This window comes from Streptomyces sp. OR43 (assembly GCF_008042275.1).
In the GTDB taxonomy this organism is placed as follows: domain Bacteria; phylum Actinomycetota; class Actinomycetes; order Streptomycetales; family Streptomycetaceae; genus Streptomyces.
Genome location: NZ_RDBK01000043.1, coordinates 55049 through 72540, shown reverse-complemented (window position 1 = coordinate 72540; position 17492 = coordinate 55049). Strand labels below are relative to the sequence as shown.

Here is a 17492-nt window from a genome sequence, read left to right as displayed (position 1 = left end):
CTACCTCTTGTCGCTGGTCATATGGCGCATGAGGACCTCCTGGGTGGCCTGCGCGCGCGGGACTTCGCCGGTCAGCCGGCCGGCGGCCATGGTGTAGATGCGGTCGCACATGCCGAGGAGCTCGGGCAGTTCGGAGGAGATGAGCACCACGGCCTTGCCCTGGGCGGCCAGCCGGTCGATGACGGAGTAGATCTCGTACTTCGCGCCGACATCGATCCCCCGGGTCGGTTCGTCCAGGATGAGGACGTCGGGACCCGCGAAGATCCATTTGCCCAGGACGACCTTCTGCTGGTTGCCGCCGGAGAGGCGGCCCGCCTGTTCGAAGACCGTGGGCGTCTTGATGTTCATGGAGGTGCGGTACGACTCGGCGACGCGGGTCTCCTCGTGCTCGTCGACGATCCCGCGCCGCGAGACCTTGTCCAGGGCGCCGAGGCTGATGTTGCGGCCGATGGTGTCGATGAGGTTGAGGCCGTACTGCTTGCGGTCCTCGGTGACGTACGCGATCTTGTGGCGGACCGCTTCGGAGACGGTACGGGTACGGATCTCCTTGCCGTCCTTGAGGACCGTGCCGCTGATGTTGCGGCCGTAGCTGCGGCCGAAGACGCTCATGGCGAGTTCGGTGCGGCCGGCGCCCATGAGCCCGGCGATGCCGACGATCTCGCCGCGGCGGGCCAGGACGGAGACGTGGTCGACCACTTTGCGGTGCTGGTCGATCGGGTGGTGGACGGTCCAGTCGCGGACCTCCAGCGCGGGGTGTGCTCCGGGGTCGCCTTCGTACGGGGTGCGTTCGGGGAAGCGGTGGTCGAGGTCACGGCCGACCATGCCGCGGATGATGCGGTCCTCGGTGGTGGATCCTGAGCGCACGTCGAGGGTTTCCACCGTCCGGCCGTCGCGCAGGACGGTGACGGAGTCGGCGACCTCGGTGATCTCTCCGAGCTTGTGCGAGATGATGATCGACGAGATGCCCTGGCCCTTCAGCTCCTTGATGAGCGTGAGGAGTTTGGCGCTGTCCTCGTCGTTGAGGGCGGCGGTCGGCTCGTCGAGGATCAGCAGTTCGACCTTCTTGGAGAGCGCTTTGGCGATCTCGACGAGTTGCTGCTTGCCGACGCCGATGTCCGCGACCCTGGTCTGCGGGTGCTCGCGCAGGCCGACCCGGTCGAGCAGGACGGCCGCGTGGCGCAGGGTCTCGTTCCAGCTGATGAAGCCGCGTGTGGCGTGTTCGTTGCCGAGGAAGATGTTCTCGGCGATGGAGAGGTACGGCACCAGGGCGAGTTCCTGGTGGATGATCACGATGCCGCGCGCCTCGCTGGCCCGGATGTCCTTGAAGGCGCAGCTCTCGCCCCTGAACCGGATCTCGCCGTCGTAGCTGCCGTGCGGGTGGACTCCGCTGAGGACCTTCATCAGGGTCGACTTCCCGGCGCCGTTCTCCCCGCAGATGGCGTGGACCTCGCCCTGGGCGACGGTCAGGGAGACGTCGGAGAGCGCTTTGACACCGGGGAACGTCTTGACGATGGACCGCATCTCCAGGACGGGTACGGCGGCGGCCGGGGGGCCGGCCGTCGGGGTCTTCATCGGAGGTCGCTCTCCTTGATGTAGCCGGAATCGACCAGTTCGGCGCTGTAGTTGGTCTTGTCGACGCTCACCGGGTCGAGCAGGAACGACGGGACGACCTTCTTCTCGTTGTCGTACGTCGTGGTGTCGTTGACCTCGGGCTTCTTGTCGTTCAGTACGGCGTCGGCCATCTGGACGGCCTGCTTGGCGAGGGCCCGGGTGTCCTTGTAGACGGTCTGTGTCTGCTGCCCGGCGATGATCGACTTCACCGAGGCCACCTCGGCGTCCTGGCCGGTGACGACGGGGTAGGGCTTGGAGCCGGTGCCGTATCCGTCCGACTTCAGCGCCGAGATGATGCCGATCGAGATGCCGTCGTACGGGGAGAGCACCGCGTCGACCCGGTCGGAGGAGTAGGCACTGGTGAGGAGGTCGTCCATGCGCTTCTGGGCGGTTCCGCCGTCCCAGCGGAGCGTGGTGATCTGGTCCAGTTTCGTCTGCTTGCTGCGGACGACGAGCTGCTTCTTGTCGATGTACGGCTTGAGCGCCTTCCAGGCGCCCTGGAAGAAGTAGCGCGTGTTGTTGTCGTCGGGGGATCCGGCGAACAGTTCGATGTTGAACGGCCCCTTCTCGGTACCGGACTTCAGCCCGAGCTTGTCCAGGATGTAGCCGGCCTGGAGCTCGCCGACCTTCTCGTTGTCGAAGGAGGCGTAGTAGTCGACGTCGGGGCTGCCGAGGATGAGCCGGTCGTACGAGATGACCCTGATGCCCTGCTCCCCGGCCTGGTGCAGCACATCGCTGAGGGCACGGCCGTCGATGGCGGCGACCACGAGGACGTCCACGCCCTTGGTGATCATGTTCTCGACCTGGGAGACCTGCTGGTCGACGTCGTCCTCGCCGTACTGCAGATCGGTCTTGTAGCCGAGCTTCTTGAACTCGGCGGCCATGTTCCTGCCGTCGGCTATCCAGCGTTCCGAGGACTTGGTCGGCATCGCGATTCCGATGGTCGAGCCCTTGCCGCCCGACTTCTTGTCCTTGCTGCCGCCCTCGCTGCTCTGTCCGCAGGCGGCGAGCGTCAGGGAAAGGGCCAGGGCGGTGAGGACCGTTGCGGTCCGGGCGACGCGCGGGGCGGACGCGGTACGTGAGGTGCGCATGGTCGGTCCTCCGGGTGCGAGGGGAGCGGCTGGGCGGGTCGCTTCACCCTCATCGATGGTTCGGTATTTCGGACGTGGTTCGGCGCACGCGACGACGAGGTACTCGAAATCCCGCCGCCCGGGGCATGCCCCGGGGTGCAAGGCAGTCGGCGCAGGACAGTTGAGCTGACCGTCGTTCGAAATCTCGTCACGCGTTCGAAATGTTGGCGTGACGGTAGTGAGGGAGCGGGGAGACTGTCAATGGGTCACGCAAGCGCCGTCGCCACAACTCCCACCAGGAGCAGGCGGTTTCGGCCGCGCGGCCAGGACCTCCACGTTCCGCACACGAGGCGGCTCGGCACGGGGGCAGCGGCAGTCAGCAGGCCTGGCCGATGGCGCTGCGGAGCATCGCCACGGTGGTCGCCGCCGCGGCGCGCTCCGCCTCGTCGTCCGTGGCGCGCACCCGTTCCTCCAGCAGCACGACGGCGGCCTGGAGTACGCCCACCCGTACCGGAACGCTCTGCATGGCCGTGAGCACGGCGGCCGCCTGCTCGGCCGGCGTCGCGGTCGCGGCCTGCGGAATGAGAGTGGCGATTCCGCGCCCGAGTGCACGGTCACGAGGCGGCTGAGCCGCGGCAGTGGTCACCGAGGAAGTCTGCCGCACCCGGGGCGCGGAATGGGTCAGCGACTTGGCCGAGGTGTCCCGGTGCCGCTCTGGAGATGCCCGTGGACACGCGACAACAGGGCCGCCAGCCGGGCGCGTTCGCGCGCGTTCAACGGCGCCAGAACGTCGTCCTGCACGGCCGTCGCGTCGGCCTGAAGGCGGTCGTACAGCGCACGGCCGGCCGGGCTGACGGTGACGGTCACGCGCCGCCGGTCGGTCATGTCGCGCGCCCGTTCCACCAGCCCGGCCGCGTCCAGCTCATCGATGATCTTCACGATGTCGCTGCGGTCGATCGCCAGCCGCACCGCCAGTTCCCGTTGCACATGAGGTCCGAGATCAACCAGCGCGGCCAGCACGGCCATGTGCCTCAGCCGCAGACCGCGGTCCGCCAGCCGCTCGGCGAGGCGGCTCCGCGCGGTCTTGCCCGTCCAAGACATGAGGTAGGTCGTGAGTCCCAGGAGACTGGGCGGCGTCTCGTTCTCGTTCACCCGCATATCGTAGGTGCATACCCATCTTGGGTATGCACCTACGAGGTGTCTGACGCGGCGATCGCGACGCCCTCTCCCCCGTTCTGTCGCTACCCCCGCGCCCAGGTGCGCATGGCCGCCCGGGAGGAGAAGGCGGCAACGTCCTTGTCGAGCGGCTCGTCGGTGTACTGGTGGATGCGCCAGGACGCCTTGATACGCGGCTTTCCGGCGGTGACGTAGTCGGCGATCCAGAGACCGTCCCCGGCGTACGACGTCGTGTCGTGATTCAGCCAGAAGTAGCGGTTGCAGTAGAGCAGGACCTTGTGGTGCGGACGCCGCCGTTTGACCTCGCGGATGAAGCGGTCCTTCTCCGCGTTGCTCGCGTGGGTGCCCTCGCCGTTCTGCTCCCAGTCCACGGCCAGCAGCTCGCCCGCCTTTTCCGGTGCCTTGCTCAGGAAGTATTCCGCCTGGGCCGTGATATTCCCCGGCCACAGGAAGTGGTAGAACCCGACCACGCATTCCGCGTCCCGGGCTCGCTCGGCCTGGGCCGCCAGACGCGGATTTATGTACGAACGGCCCTCGGTGGCCTTGATGAAGACAAAGTCCAGCCCGTCCGTTTCGAAGGACGGCTGATAGGCACTGACGTCAACACCGTGCAGCATGGGTACCGCCTCACGCAGGGTCCGGTCATTCCACTTCCTTCCCTGATACGTGCCCGCACCATGCGGCTCCCATCCGTCCGACCAGCCGGGAGAATCAGTGCGACGGCGCGTGGAATAGCTCCGGCCCGACAGCGGTTGGTGAACCGGCGAGACCCGTTTCACGTCACGCACGCACGCACCAGCGGAAGGTCGGATCCATGAAGATCGGCATCATCGGCGCAGGGAATATCGGCGGCAACCTCACCCGGCGCCTCACCGCCCTCGGCCACGACGTGTCCGTCGCCAACTCGCGCGGCCCGGAAACGCTCAGCGCGCTGGTCGCGGAGACCGGGGCCACCGCCGTCACCGCCGCCGAGGCGGCGAAGGGCGCCCAGGTCGTGGTCGTCACCGTTCCGCTCAAGGCCGTCCCGGCCCTGCCTTCGGGTTTCCTCGACGGAGCCGCTGAGGGCGTCGCGGTCATCGACACGGGGAACTACTACCCGCGCGAGCGCGACGGGCGGATCGCGGCGATCGAGGACGGCCTGCCGGAGAGCCGGTGGACGGAGGAGCAGATCGGCCATCCCGTCATCAAGGCCTTCAACGGGACCTACGCACAGGACATCCTCGCCAACGGCCGTCCCAGCGGCAGTGCGGGCCGCCAGGCGCTGCCGGTGGCCGGAGACGACGCCGCGGCGAAGCGGACCGTCCGTGACCTGATCGACGAACTGGGCTTCGACACGGTGGACGCGGGCGGGATCGACGAGTCGTGGCGCCAGCAGCCGGGGACGCCGGTGTACGGCGACCGGGGTGATGTCGCAGCGATCGAGAAGGCCCTGGCCTCGGCGTCGGCCGAGCGGACCGCCGAGTGGCGGGCCTGAGGTCCGTCCGGCCGGTGTGCGCCGGGGGTACGGGACGCGCGGCCCAACCCCGGCGGGGGTGAGTACGCGCCACGCACCCGCCCGGGGGAATGGGCGGACTGGTGGGTCGTCAGCACACGCCCGGACGGATCGAGCCCCCGCCGGGGACCGGCGACGACAACGCCGAGGAGATGCCCGAGCCGGAGGCTACGGCCGCCTCGGCATGCTGTCGCCCTGCCCGGACGCTCGGCCCTCCGGGGCCCCTGTGGTGTGTGGGCATCGTCGGGGTTCCGCCTCTGCCTCCGACGTCATCGGACACCACGCCGGAAGCAGAGGCGGAAGCGTCCTCTAGGAGCTCGCGCCGGCCCCGGTCCGGTCGTCTTCCTGCCGGGCCGGCAGGCTGTCCATGAAGGAGCTGACGGAGAACACCGCGCGTCCGGGACCGGGCGGCCCGTAGCCGGGAGGTGAGCTGAGTCCGTACTCCTCCATCGTCGAGCGATAGGCCTCCAGCAACCGGATGTGGTACTCCAGCGGCGCGCCGTCCGGGTTCGTTTTGCCGAGCGGTGTCGTCGGTTCGGGGCACCAGGTGGTGAAGCGCGGGGTGATGCCGTGCGACATGAAGAACCGCAGGCCCTCGGTCGTGGAGTCGATCGCCTCCTTCACCGTGGTGAAGCCGAACGGCTCGGCCATCTCCACGCCCGCGACGAAGTTGGGGATGACGTTGCGCGCACCGAAGACATCGGCGGAGTCCAGGATGCGGCGGTGCCACTCGTCGCGTCCGACGTAGCGCTCCTTGCCGGGGCAGTAGAGCTCGAACAGCCTGCGGTCCCACACCTCGTAGTTGGGGTGGTAGATCTGCACGCCGTAGTCATGGAAGCGCTGGACGTCTGCCTTGGGCAGAGCCTGGGCGACGACCTTGCCGATCCAGCGGCCGGGGAACCGTTCCTCGATGGCCTTGGCGTACTGGCCGTAGAAGTCGGCCTCGTCCCGTCCGCCGATGTGGGACGTGATGGCGCCGCCGGTGAGGGTGTAGGCGGTCGAGGTCTTCGCCGTGTCGTACCGGTCGATGATGGCCAGTGCCTCCAGGACCTCCTCGACGGGCTTCACCCCGGTGTAGGGGCGGCCCGCCGCCTTGTGCTGACGCCAGTTGTGGTTGATGTCGCAGTACTGGCACTCCTCCTTCGCGCCGAAGTACTGACAGACGCGGAAGACCGTCAGGTAGACCAGGTAGCCCCATTGGATGGTCGGCGCGACCTCCATGACCGACTTGCCGTTGCCGAGGGTGTGACGGTAGTAGTCCGGCATGGGAGGCAGGCCCACGTCGGAGATCCGCCGGCCGTCGAGGTACAGCCCGAGCACTCCGTCGGCGTCGGACGCCACGCGGTACGGAGACGCCGGATTGACGCGCACGGAGACCACCGTGCGCCGCAGTTCGTACGGGCCGCCGGTGAGCACGATCTCCTCGGGCGGACGGCGCAGCGCCGCCGCGCCGAGCTCGGGCAGGGTGCCGTGGTCGAACGAGAAGATGAAGTACGACTTCGGCTTGACGTCACCGCCCTCGTTGTCACTGAGCGCGGACTCGTCGAAGGCCACACCGCCGCGCAGCAGGTCCTCCTTGATGACGGCCTCCCGCGGCACGTGCGGGAACTGCTCCATCAGCCGCTCGATCAGGCGGGTGCGGCTCGTGTCGGTACTGCCGGGGTCGGTTCGGCCGGTCATGTGCGGGCTCCTGGGTCCGGTCGTGGAGGGTGTCGCGCGTACGCCGTCCTGTCCAACGAACCAGGGACGCGAAGCGTTCGCGCTTCCGGCCGCCGAAACGGCCTGAACCCGGCGCCCGCCCCTATGTGACCGGTGAGTAGGGTGTGGGGCCCGGGAGCCCGTCGGCCGTGCGGCCGTTCCGACGCCCCGGGGTTGCCGCAGTCGGCCGCGGAACGGAAGTGCTCATGCCCCGCACCATGTCCGTGTCGGACAGCATCGTGGTTCTCGCCGAACCCTCGCTCGTGTACGACCACTTGAGCGACCCCACGGAGATGGGGCGCTGGAGTCCGGAGAACCGGGGCGCGACGGTGCTCGGACAGCGTCGGGGCGCGTACGTCGGGATGGTCTTCGAGGGCCGGAACAAGCGCGGGGCCTTGCGCTGGACGACCAGGTGCACGGTGACGGCGGCCGACCCGGGCGAACGGTTCGCCTTCCGCGTCCATGCCATCGGTGCGAAGCGGCCCCGGCTGCCGGGGGCGATCGCCACCTGGGAGTACCGCTTCGAGGCCGTGGACGGCGGCACCCGGGTCACCGAGATCTGGACGGACGACCGCCGCGCCTGGCCGGACTTCGTGGCCAACGCCTTCGACCGGGCAGCCACCCGGGGGCACACGTTCGCCGAGTTCCAGCGCCGCAACATCAGCACCACGCTCCAGCGTCTCAAGGCGGCACTGGAGACCTCGTCGGCCGACGAGGCTCCTCAGGTGTGACGAGCCGGCGTGCCGTCACTTGTTCCAGTGGGTGGGGCGGCTGAGCGAGGAGGGCAGCCTGGTGGCACCGTTCCCCTTGGCCGCGTTGAGCTGGGACTGGGTGAGGAAGAGCGCCCCGGTCAGGTCGGCGCCGGACAGGTCGGCGTCCCGGAAGTCCGCGCCGATCAGATCGGCCAGCCGCAGGTCGGCGCCGGCGAGGTCCGCGGCGATGAGGTAGGCGCCGCGCAGATCGGCACCCCGCAGATCCGCCCCTCCCAGGCGGGCGGCGATCAGGTCGGCGCCCCGGTGGCTGCGCTTCTTCTTCCGGGGGGCGGTGGCGCGCACGAGTTCGCTGGTGCGGGCGAGCAGGGCGGCGACACCGCCACGGTGCGTGGCCACGTCCAGCTCCGCGAGGGCGTTCGCGTCGAGGCGGGTGAGGCGTTCGGTCTCGTCCAGGCTGCGCCGGACCTCTGCGCGCAGGGAGCGGGCCGGCGCGAGGGACACCGCCTCCGTGAGATACCAGAGGAGTTCGTGGAGCTGCCGTACGACCGGGAAGACCTGGAACATCTGCTGGGCGCTCTCCGGAGCCGTGCGCCAGTCCCGCCCGCCGAAGGTCTCGCCCGACACCTTCTGGCCCGCGCCGAAGCAGTCGTACACCGTGCAGCCGGCGAAGCCCTCGGTCCGCAGGCGGGTATGGATGCCGCAGCGGAAGTCCTCCTGAAGGTTGCGGCAGGGTTGGCCCGCGTCCTTGTTGACGGCGAAGTCCGCGGAGCGGGTGAGGGTCAGCGCGACGCAGCACAGCCCGAAGCAGTTGCCGCAGTCGGCGCGCAGCGCGGCACGGTCACCGCCGTCGTTGCCGTCCGCCCCATCGGTGCCGGGGGCGCTGTCGTTCTCGGGCACGGTACGTGAGTCCTTCGGTGCGCGGTTCGTGAGCGGCCGAGCCTACCGAGTTCCGCTGCCAACCCCACCACGAGGGGCCCGCGACGGGCTGCGGCCCCGGGGCCGCCCGCACCGTCCGGAGGCACCGCGACCATAATGATGGCCAATACATCTTTTGGGAGGTGGCCACCACCGTGGCGAACGCACCGGTCGACAGCATTCCGGCCCGGCGGGTCCTGACCGATCCCGCGGGTCTGACCCGGTACCAGCACGACGAGGCCGAGTGGGCACCGTACGGAACTCCCCTGGCCGTGGTACGTCCGCAGAGCACCGAAGAGGTGCGGGACGTGGTGCGCCACTGTGTCACCCACCGCATCCCACTGGTCCCGCGCGGCGCGGGTACCGGTCTGTCCGGGGGCGCGAACGCCGTCGACGGCGCGATCGTCCTGTCCTTCGAGGACATGAACCGCATCGTCGCCATCGACCGTGCGGAGCGACTGGCCGTCGTCCAGCCCGGTGTGGTCAACGACGATCTGCGCGCGGCGAGCGCGGAGCACGGGCTGTGGTACCCGCCGGATCCGGCGAGTTCCCCCTGGTCCACCATCGGCGGGAACGTCGCGACCAACGCCGGTGGCATGTGCTGCGTCAAGTACGGCGTGACGCGCGACTACGTGCTGGGACTCGAGGTCGTCAACGGACTCGGCGAAGTCGTCTCGCTGGGCCGCCGGACCGCGAAGGGTGTGGCGGGATACGACCTGGCCGGGCTGATGGTGGGGTCGGAGGGCACGCTCGGGGTGATCACGGAGATCACGGTGCGTCTGCGGCCCGCGAGGCTCCAGGAACGGACGGTGGCCGGGTACTTCTCGTCCGTCGTCGCCGCGGGTGAGGCCGTGAGTGCCGTGACCGCGTCCGGCGTCATCCCCTCCGCGCTCGAACTCGTCGACCGCCACTGCCTGGCCGCGGTCGACGCGTGGAAGAAGATGGGCCTGTCCGCGGACGCCGACGTGGTGCTGCTCGGCCGTGTCGACACGCCCGGCGCCGAGGGTGACGCCGAGGCCGAACTGGTCCGCGACTGCTTCGAACGCGCCGGGGCGACCTGGGCCGCGGTCTCCACGGACCAGCAGGAGGCGGACGCCCTGTTCCAGGCCAGGCGGCTGGCCTATCCGGCACTGGAGCGGCTCGGTCCGGTGCTGACCGAGGACGTCTGCGTGCCCCGGACCGCCGTGCCGGAGATGCTGGCCAGAATCGAACGGACGGCCGCCCGGCACGACGTTCTCATCGCCAACATCGCACACGCGGGTGACGGCAACCTCCATCCGCTGATCATCACGCCGCCCGGGGACGAGGCCGCGCGGGGGCGCGCCCAGAACGCCTTCGAGGACATCCTGGACGATGCGATCGCGCTCGGCGGCACGGTGACCGGTGAACACGGGGTGGGGCTGCTGAAGATGCGCGGCATGAACAAGGAACTGGGCCCGGCCGTGCTCGGCATGCACCACGCGGTCAAGGCAGCACTCGATCCGCACGGCATCCTCAACCCGGGCAAGGTGCTCGGGAGCGTCTGACCCGGTTGTCAGTGGGCCGGCGCACACTGGCTCCGCAGCACACGGCGAAGGGAATCCGGATGAGCGCCGGCGAGGAAGAGACCGGTTTCGAACCGGCCACCGGCGAGGGCCCTTTGCCTCCGGGCCCGGCCGACCGACGAGCCGCCTCGGTGCGGACGGCGTTCGCCGGGATGCTCCAGATCCGGCGCCTGACGAACACCGCAACCGCCTCCCCGGAGACGGTTCCGGCTGCCTGGGAACTGCACCGGACGGTACGGGCTGTTGCTCTGGCCCTGGAGGCAGCAGGGCTGGCCGCGTCGGCCGTTGACACCTCGGGCCGGCGCACGGCGACGGGGTACCGGGTGGCCGCGGGGCCGTCACCGGGCACCGCACGGGTGGAGTGGCTCGGCCCTGCGGGCAGCGGCGCGGCGCACGAGGAGGAGAGCGAGCTGACCCGGTGTGCCGCGGTGCTGCGGGAGTTGGGTTGGATAGCCCTGCTCTACCGCGGACCGCGCAGCCGCCGGTTCCTGGAGGTCGAACCACCGACGGGTGCGGCTCGGCCGGACAGGCCGCGGTGGCCGGACACCCGGCGGCAGGTCCGCCTCAGCGCTCGGCGAGGGTCGTTGTCAGACCCATGAGGGATGCTGGTGGGTCCGACACCTCTGACCTGGAGATGCTGAGATGCGCAATGACGAACTCGCCGCGGCGCAGGCGTACGTCCGTTTACTGGAAGCGACACGGGCGGCGCTCTCCGATCCGGACGACGCCCCGCTGTACATGCCGTTGCTCGCCTCACCGATCGCCGAGGCGGACGGCGCGCTGCGCCGCGCCGGTCTTTCGGGAAACGAGTCACGGTTCTTCGACCTCGTCCGCTCGCTCCAGCCCAGCTTGTCGGGCAGCGGGCACTGACCTGAGGCTTTCACGGCGCGGCCGCACGCCCCACCGGCCGGCCCGCCCTGATCACCAGGGCGGGCCGGGCCCGTTTTCGGGCGGGGCCCCTGGCCGGCCGGGGCCCCTGTTCCGCCGGGCCCGTCTTCGGCCGGGTCGCCCCGATCCGTGGTGAATTGATTCAACCCCGTTCAAGCTCAGACGAAGACCGCCTGGTCGCTTGACTAGTGAGCGGCGTCCTACCTAGCGTACGTTCGGATGAAACGATTCACACGTTCCGGCGATCACGCTCGTCGGGTGACTCTGCTTACGAGGTGTTCATGTCTGATGTGTCGGCCGTCAAGGCAGCCCTGAAGTCCCAGGTGATCGAGACCCCGTCGTGGGGTTACGGCAATTCCGGGACCCGGTTCAAGGTGTTCGCGCAGCCGGGGGTGCCGCGGGACCCGTTCGAGAAGATGGAGGACGCGGCGCAGGTCCACGCGTTCACGGGCGTCGCGCCGAAGGTGTCGCTGCACATCCCGTGGGACAAGGTGGCCGACTACGCCGCGCTGACCCGTCACGCCGAGGGCCTCGGGCTGCGGATCGGCGCGATCAACTCCAACGTCTTCCAGGACGACGACTTCAAGCTGGGCTCGGTCACCCACCCGGACGCGGCGGTGCGCCGCAAGGCGACCGGGCATCTGCTGGAGTGCGTCGACGTCATGGACGAGACAGGGTCCCCCGATCTCAAACTGTGGTTCTCCGACGGCACGAACTACCCGGGGCAGGATGACATCGTTGCCCGTCAGGACCGGCTGGCCGAGGCGCTGGCCGAGGTCTACGAGCGGCTCGGCGACGACCAGCGGATGCTGCTGGAGTACAAGCTCTTCGAGCCCGCCTTCTACACGACGGACGTACCCGACTGGGGCACGGCGTACGCGCACTGCCTCAAGCTCGGCCCGAAGGCGCAGGTGGTCGTGGACACGGGCCACCATGCCCCGGGCACGAACATCGAGTTCATCGTGGCCCTGCTCCTGCGAGAAGGACGGCTCGGCGCCTTCGACTTCAACTCCCGCTTCTACGCGGACGACGACCTGATGGTCGGGGCGGCCGACCCGTTCCAGCTCTTCCGGATCATGCACGAGGTCGTGAAGAACGGTGGTCTGCGCTCCGAGACCAACGTCAATTTCATGCTCGACCAGTGCCACAACATCGAGGCGAAGATCCCCGCGGTCATCCGGTCGGTCGCCAATGTGCAGGAGGCGACGGCCAAGGCCCTGCTCGTCGACATGGACGCGCTCGTCGCCGCACAGACGTCGGGCGACGTGCTCGCCTCGAACGCCGTACTGATGGACGCCTACAACACCGACGTACGGCCGCTGCTGGCCGAGGTCCGCGAGGAACAGGGCCTGGCCGGGGACCCCTTCGCCGCCTACCTCGCCTCCGGCAACCAGGAGCGCATCGCCACCGCCCGGGTGGGCGGCACCCAGGCCGGCTGGGGCGCCTGAGCCCTTGCTGCACCGCTACGCCGCTGACCGTCGACCCGCACCTCCCGTCCCGAAGGAATGCTCATGACGTCCCCGACGCACGCCGAAGTCGCCGCGCTCCTGGAGCGCGCGCGCCGGATCGGCTCCGACCCCCGCAACACCAACTACGCAGGCGGCAACACCTCGGTGAAGGCGGCCGGCTCCGACCCGGTCACCGGAGGCGAGACCGAACTCCTCTGGGTCAAGGGCTCCGGTGGCGATCTCGGCACCCTGAAGGAGGAAGGGCTCGCCGTGCTGCGCCTGGACCGGGTCCGCGCCCTCAAGGAGGTGTACCCGGGCGTGGAGCGCGAGGACGAGATGGTGGCCGCGTTCGACTACTGCCTGCACGGCAAGGGGGGCGCCGCGCCGTCGATCGACACCGCCATGCACGCACTGGTCGAAGCGGCGCACGTCGACCATCTGCACCCGGACTCGGGGATCGCCCTGGCCTGCGCGGCCGACGGGGAGAAACTGACCGCCGAGTGTTTCGGCGACAAGGTCGCCTGGGTGGGCTGGCGCCGCCCGGGGTTCCAGCTCGGGCTGGACATCGCGGCCGTGAAGGAGGCCAACCCGCAGGCCGTCGGCGTCGTCCTGGGCGGTCACGGGATCACCGCCTGGGGCGAGACGTCGGAAGCGTGCGAGCGCAATGCCCTGTGGATGATCCGTACGGCCGAGACCTTCCTCGAGGAGCGCGGCCGGCCCGAGCCGTTCGGAGCCGTGCTCCCCGGACGGGACGCCCTGCCCGTGGACGAGCGCCGGGAGCGGGCGGCGGCGCTCGCGCCGGTGATCCGCGGCCTGGCGTCCACCGACCGGCCCCAGGTCGGTCACTTCACGGACGCCGCGCCGGTGCTGGACTTCCTGTCCCGCGCCGAACATCCGCGGCTCGCCGCCCTCGGCACCTCGTGCCCGGACCACTTCCTCCGTACGAAGGTCAGCCCGCTGGTGCTCGACCTTCCCGCGGACGTTCCGGTCGCCGAGGCGGTGGAACGGCTGAAGGCGCTGCACGGGGAGTACCGCGAGGCGTACCGGGCGTACTACGAGAGGCACGCCGTCCCCGGCTCCCCCGCCATGCGCGGCGCGGATCCCGCGATCGTGCTGGTGCCCGGCGTCGGGATGTTCTCGTTCGGCAAGGACAAGCAGACCGCCCGCGTCGCCGGGGAGTTCTACCTCAACGCCATCAACGTGATGCGCGGCGCGGAGGCCGTCTCCACTTACGCGCCGATCGAGGAGTCCGAGAAATTCCGGATCGAGTACTGGGAGCTGGAGGAGGCCAAGCTGCGCCGGATGCCGAAGGCGAAGCCGCTGGCCACCCGGGTCGCGCTGGTGACCGGGGCCGGTTCGGGGATCGGGCGCGCCATCGCGCACCGGCTGGTGGCCGAGGGCGCCTGTGTGGTCGTGGCGGACCTGAACGCCGAGAACGCGGCCGCGGTCGCGCAGGACCTGGGCGGCCCGGACCGGGCCGTGGCCGTCACGGTCGACGTCACGAGCGAGGAGCAGATCGCGGAGGCGTTCCGGGCCGCCGTGCTGGCCTTCGGCGGTGTGGACCTGGTCGTGAACAACGCGGGGATCTCCATCTCCAAGCCGCTGCTGGAGACGACGGCGCGCGACTGGGACCTGCAGCACGACATCATGGCGCGCGGCTCGTTCCTCGTCGCGCGCGAGGCCGCCCGGGTCATGCAGGCGCAGAAGCTCGGCGGCGACATCATCTACATCGCTTCCAAGAACGCCGTGTTCGCCGGCCCCAACAACATCGCGTACTCCGCCACCAAGGCCGACCAGGCCCATCAGGTGCGGCTGCTGGCGGCCGAGCTCGGCGAGCACGGGATCCGCGTCAACGGCATCAACCCGGACGGTGTGGTGCGGGGTTCGGGGATCTTCGCCGCGGGCTGGGGCGCCCAGCGCGCGGCGACGTACGGCATCGAGGAGGAGAAGCTCGGCGAGTTCTACGCGCAGCGGACCCTGCTCAAGCGCGAGGTGCTGCCCGAGCACGTCGCCAACGCCGTGTTCGCGCTGACCGCCGGCGACCTCACGCACACCACCGGGCTGCACATTCCGGTGGATGCCGGTGTGGCTGCCGCCTTCCTGCGATGACCTGGACACGATCTCCATGGCTGTGAACCCCATCGACGCCGCGGCCGGCGAAGCCGTCTTCGCGGCTGTGGACCTCGGCGCGACCAGTGGCCGGGTGATCACCGGCCGGGTCGGGCCCGGGAGGCTCGAACTGGCCGAGGCGCACCGGTTCGCCAACACGCCGGTGCGGCTGCCGGACGGTCTGCGCTGGGACGTACTGGCCCTGTACCAGGGGATGCTGGACGGGCTGCGGGCAGCCGGGCGCACGGGTCCTGTCGCCTCCGTCGGAGTCGACACCTGGGCGGTGGACTACGGGCTGCTGGATGGCGACGGAGCGCTGCTGGGGCTGCCGTTCCACTACCGTGACACGCGCAACAACGGGGCTGCGGAGCGGCTGCCGGACGGCTGCGGTGTGCGGGAGCTGTACGCGGTCGGCGGACTGCAGCACCTGCCGTTCAACACGGTCTTCCAGCTGCTCGCCCACCGGACGACCGCCCAGTGGGGGGCCGCCCGGACGCTGCTGCTGATGCCCGATCTGCTGGTGCACTGGCTGACCGGATCGGTCGGCGCGGAGAGCACGAACGCGTCGACGACCGGCCTGTTCGACGCGCGGAGCGGCGACTGGTCCGACGCGCTGATCGGGCGGCTGGGGCTGGAGCGTGCGCTGTTCCCTCCGCTGCGTGAACCGGGCACTCCGGCGGGGACGCTGCTGCCGCACGTCGCCGAGTACACCGGGCTGCCCGGCGGCACCCCGGTGACGACGGTCGCCTCGCACGACACGGCGTCGGCGGTCGCGGCGGTCCCGGCCACGGAGGCGGACTTCGCGTACATCTCGTGCGGCACCTGGTCGCTGGCCGGACTGGAACTGGACGCTCCGGTGCTCTCCGAGGAGTCCCGGGCGGCCAACTTCACCAATGAGCGCGGGGTGGACGGCACGGTCCGCTACCTCCGCAACATCATGGGCATGTGGCTGCTCGAGGAGTGCCGCAAGGTGTGGGAGCGTGCGGGCGCGCCCCTCGGTCTGGCCGGTCTGCTGGCCGACGCGGCCGGGTCGCGGCCGTTCGCCGCGGTGATCGACCCGGACGACGCGTCGTTCCTCGCACCGGGCGACATGCCTGCCCGGATCGACGCGTATCTGCTGCGTACCGGGCAGACGCCGCCGCGGACGCCCGGCGGTTACGTGCGCTGTGTGCTGGAGAGTCTGGCGCTCGCGCATCGCAGGACCCTGCGCAGGGCCGCCGAGCTCGCGGGGCGCGATCCGGTACGGATCCACCTGGTGGGCGGCGGCTCCCGCAACGAGCTGCTGTGCCAGTGGACGGCCGACGCGAGCGGACTGCCGGTGACGGCGGGACCCGCGGAAGCGACGGCGCTCGGCAACGTCCTGGTCCAGGCCCGCACCCGCGGTCTCGTGGACGACCTCCCCGGAATGCGGCGGCTGGTCGCCGGCACCCAGGAGCTGCGGCATTACGCGCCGCGGGGTGACCGTCACGACTGGGACCGCGCCGAGGCCCGGCTCGGCCCGTGGCACGGGCGTGCGGACGCCGGGGCGGAGGTCGGTGCGGTCTGACCCGGGCGGTGACGTCCGCCCGCCGCACCGATGAGGTCCGGCGGGCGTGCCGCCCGGCTCAGCCGGCCGTACCGCCGTGGGCGCGCGTGCAGGGCCGGCCGCCTCAGCCGGTCGTCCCTGTCGCGGGTCCGAGGCCGAGCTCACCGTTGCCCAGCGGCGCGAAGTGGCGGGCCACGTGCTCGTCGGTGACGCCGGCGAGCTCCGCCGGGCTCCACCGGGGGTTGCGGTCCTTGTCGATGATCTGGGCGCGCACGCCCTCGACGAGATCGGGCCCGGTAAAGGCGGTGGACGAGACGCGGTACTCCTGGTCGAGGGCCTCTTCCAGGCTGTCCAGACGGCGCGCTCGCCGGACGGCCGAGAGCGTCACCTTCAGTGCCGTGGGCGATTTGGCCAGGATCGTCGCCGCGGCCTGCTTCGCGGCGGGCACCCCGCATCCGTCGAGACGTCCGACGATCTCCTCGACCGTGTCCGCCGCGTAGCACGCGTCGATCCACTCGCGGTGGGCCGACAGCTCGCCGGCCGGGGCGTCGCCGGCGTACCGCTCGGCCGCGGCGACCACGGCTTCCGGCGTGGCGCATGCGTCGAGTGCGGTGAGCAGGGCGGGCAGGTCTCCCGACGGTACGAAGTGATCGGCGAGGCCGCACAGGAGCGCGTCGGCCGCTCCGACCGCGTCGCCGGTGAGCGCCAGGTGCAGGCCGATCTCTCCGGGGGCCGCGCCGAGCAGGTAGGTGCCGCCGACGTCGGGTACGAATCCGATGCCGGTCTCGGGCATGGCGATCCGGGAGCGTTCCGTGACGATGCGGAGTGAGCCGTGGGCGGAGACGCCGACCCCGCCGCCCATGACGATGCCGTCCATGAGGGCGACGTACGGTTTGGGGAACCGGGCGATGCGGGCGTTGAGCCGGTACTCGTCGCGCCAGAAAACCAGGGACGTCCGGCCGCCGGCCAGGGCGTCGTCGCGGATGGACCGGATGTCTCCGCCCGCGCACAGACCGCGCTCACCCGCGCCGGTGAGCAGCACCGCGATGACCGAGGGGTCCTGCTCCGCCGCGTCCAGCGCCTCGCCCATGCGCAGCACCATGGCGTGGTTCAGCGCGTTCAGCGCCCGGGGCCGGTTCAGCGTGATGTGGCGGACGCGTCCCTCGGTGTGCAGCAGGACGGGATCCTCGTGGTTCATGCGTGCGCTCCGGTCAGCCCCAGTGCCGTACGTCCGCCGGTCACGGACGATCTTCCGCTGCCATTGTGCGCGGCGGCCCCGGGCGCTCGGCAGGAGGGGTGGGCC

The 17492-nt window shown here is 70.4% G+C and carries 16 protein-coding genes; 8 read left to right on the top strand and 8 right to left on the bottom strand.

Translation table 11 applies throughout. The features are described from left to right. The 5 genes from mmsA to EAO72_RS18655 all read right to left on the bottom strand — a co-directional run bounded on the left by mmsA (position 1) and on the right by EAO72_RS18655 (position 4474). Positions 1-1572 carry a multiple monosaccharide ABC transporter ATP-binding protein gene (gene mmsA / locus EAO72_RS18675; RefSeq protein ID WP_148018474.1) on the bottom strand — a complete coding sequence of 524 codons (1572 nt, stop codon included), beginning with the start codon at positions 1570-1572 and terminating at the stop codon, positions 1-3. Beyond that, complete coding sequence (gene chvE, locus EAO72_RS18670) at positions 1569-2702, bottom strand: multiple monosaccharide ABC transporter substrate-binding protein (RefSeq protein ID WP_148018473.1); 1134 nt, start codon at positions 2700-2702, stop codon at positions 1569-1571. The genes mmsA and chvE overlap by 4 nt, the downstream gene beginning before the upstream one ends. A gap of 355 nt (positions 2703-3057) precedes the next feature. Further along, positions 3058-3327: a hypothetical protein gene (locus EAO72_RS18665; protein ID WP_148018472.1), complete on the bottom strand. Its 270-nt coding sequence runs from the start codon at positions 3325-3327 to the stop codon at positions 3058-3060. Positions 3328-3362: 35 nt separating this feature from the next. Continuing rightward, positions 3363-3833: a MarR family winged helix-turn-helix transcriptional regulator gene (locus EAO72_RS18660; protein ID WP_410090435.1), complete on the bottom strand. Its 471-nt coding sequence runs from the start codon at positions 3831-3833 to the stop codon at positions 3363-3365. An 89-nt stretch (positions 3834-3922) separates the two neighbouring features. Beyond that, entirely contained in the window at positions 3923-4474 is a 552-nt protein-coding gene (locus EAO72_RS18655; RefSeq protein WP_148018470.1) for a GH25 family lysozyme, read from the bottom strand. Between the two features lie 71 nt (positions 4475-4545). On the opposite strand from EAO72_RS18655, the gene EAO72_RS18650 reads away from it, so the two are divergent. Then, the gene (locus EAO72_RS18650) at positions 4546-5331 is read left to right on the top strand and encodes an NADPH-dependent F420 reductase (RefSeq protein WP_261991783.1); all 786 of its coding nucleotides are present in this window, start codon (positions 4546-4548) and stop codon (positions 5329-5331) included. Positions 5332-5658: 327 nt separating this feature from the next. Here the strand turns inward: EAO72_RS18650 and EAO72_RS18645 are convergent, their stop codons facing one another. Continuing rightward, positions 5659-7029, bottom strand: a complete 1371-nt coding sequence (locus EAO72_RS18645; RefSeq protein ID WP_148018468.1) for a radical SAM protein — start codon at positions 7027-7029, stop codon at positions 5659-5661. Between the two features lie 224 nt (positions 7030-7253). Between EAO72_RS18645 and EAO72_RS18640 the strand changes: the two genes are divergently transcribed. Further along, on the top strand, positions 7254-7778 hold the full coding sequence (locus EAO72_RS18640; RefSeq protein WP_148018467.1) for an SRPBCC family protein: 525 nt from the start codon (positions 7254-7256) through the stop codon (positions 7776-7778). A gap of 15 nt (positions 7779-7793) precedes the next feature. On the opposite strand, the gene EAO72_RS18635 is transcribed toward EAO72_RS18640, so the two are convergent. Next, positions 7794-8657: a pentapeptide repeat-containing protein gene (locus tag EAO72_RS18635; protein ID WP_148018466.1), complete on the bottom strand. Its 864-nt coding sequence runs from the start codon at positions 8655-8657 to the stop codon at positions 7794-7796. Between the two features lie 173 nt (positions 8658-8830). Between EAO72_RS18635 and EAO72_RS18630 the strand changes: the two genes are divergently transcribed. From EAO72_RS18630 to EAO72_RS18605, 6 genes are all read left to right on the top strand, one after another. Continuing rightward, positions 8831-10201: an FAD-binding oxidoreductase gene (locus EAO72_RS18630; RefSeq protein ID WP_148021892.1), complete on the top strand. Its 1371-nt coding sequence runs from the start codon at positions 8831-8833 to the stop codon at positions 10199-10201. A gap of 59 nt (positions 10202-10260) precedes the next feature. After that, on the top strand, positions 10261-10818 hold the full coding sequence (locus EAO72_RS18625; RefSeq protein WP_261991572.1) for a hypothetical protein: 558 nt from the start codon (positions 10261-10263) through the stop codon (positions 10816-10818). Positions 10819-10861: 43 nt separating this feature from the next. Continuing rightward, positions 10862-11089, top strand: a complete 228-nt coding sequence (locus EAO72_RS18620) for a hypothetical protein (protein WP_148018465.1) — start codon at positions 10862-10864, stop codon at positions 11087-11089. A gap of 299 nt (positions 11090-11388) precedes the next feature. Next, positions 11389-12555, top strand: coding sequence for an L-rhamnose isomerase (gene rhaI / locus EAO72_RS18615; RefSeq protein WP_148018464.1), 1167 nt, complete (start codon positions 11389-11391; stop codon positions 12553-12555). Positions 12556-12618: 63 nt separating this feature from the next. Further along, positions 12619-14664, top strand: coding sequence for a bifunctional aldolase/short-chain dehydrogenase (locus EAO72_RS18610; RefSeq protein WP_148018463.1), 2046 nt, complete (start codon positions 12619-12621; stop codon positions 14662-14664). 16 nt (positions 14665-14680) lie between these two features. Continuing rightward, positions 14681-16210 carry a rhamnulokinase gene (locus EAO72_RS18605; protein WP_148018462.1) on the top strand — a complete coding sequence of 510 codons (1530 nt, stop codon included), beginning with the start codon at positions 14681-14683 and terminating at the stop codon, positions 16208-16210. Between the two features lie 103 nt (positions 16211-16313). Here the strand turns inward: EAO72_RS18605 and EAO72_RS18600 are convergent, their stop codons facing one another. Continuing rightward, positions 16314-17387, bottom strand: a complete 1074-nt coding sequence (locus EAO72_RS18600; RefSeq protein WP_148018461.1) for an enoyl-CoA hydratase/isomerase family protein — start codon at positions 17385-17387, stop codon at positions 16314-16316. Between the last annotated feature and the right edge of the window lie 105 nt (positions 17388-17492).

What these genes read in the sequence shown, in the direction of transcription:
- EAO72_RS18645 (WP_148018468.1), bottom strand. Translation starts at nt 7,029, where the DNA reads ATGACCGGCCGAACCGACCCCGGCAGTACCGACACGAGCCGCACCCGC.
- rhaI (WP_148018464.1), top strand. Translation starts at nt 11,389, where the DNA reads ATGTCTGATGTGTCGGCCGTCAAGGCAGCCCTGAAGTCCCAGGTGATC.
- chvE (WP_148018473.1), bottom strand. Translation starts at nt 2,702, where the DNA reads ATGCGCACCTCACGTACCGCGTCCGCCCCGCGCGTCGCCCGGACCGCA.
- EAO72_RS18640 (WP_148018467.1), top strand. Translation starts at nt 7,254, where the DNA reads ATGCCCCGCACCATGTCCGTGTCGGACAGCATCGTGGTTCTCGCCGAA.
- EAO72_RS18610 (WP_148018463.1), top strand. Translation starts at nt 12,619, where the DNA reads ATGACGTCCCCGACGCACGCCGAAGTCGCCGCGCTCCTGGAGCGCGCG.
- EAO72_RS18655 (WP_148018470.1), bottom strand. Translation starts at nt 4,474, where the DNA reads ATGCTGCACGGTGTTGACGTCAGTGCCTATCAGCCGTCCTTCGAAACG.
- EAO72_RS18620 (WP_148018465.1), top strand. Translation starts at nt 10,862, where the DNA reads ATGCGCAATGACGAACTCGCCGCGGCGCAGGCGTACGTCCGTTTACTG.
- mmsA (WP_148018474.1), bottom strand. Translation starts at nt 1,572, where the DNA reads ATGAAGACCCCGACGGCCGGCCCCCCGGCCGCCGCCGTACCCGTCCTG.
- EAO72_RS18600 (WP_148018461.1), bottom strand. Translation starts at nt 17,387, where the DNA reads ATGAACCACGAGGATCCCGTCCTGCTGCACACCGAGGGACGCGTCCGC.
- EAO72_RS18625 (WP_261991572.1), top strand. Translation starts at nt 10,261, where the DNA reads ATGAGCGCCGGCGAGGAAGAGACCGGTTTCGAACCGGCCACCGGCGAG.
- EAO72_RS18605 (WP_148018462.1), top strand. Translation starts at nt 14,681, where the DNA reads ATGGCTGTGAACCCCATCGACGCCGCGGCCGGCGAAGCCGTCTTCGCG.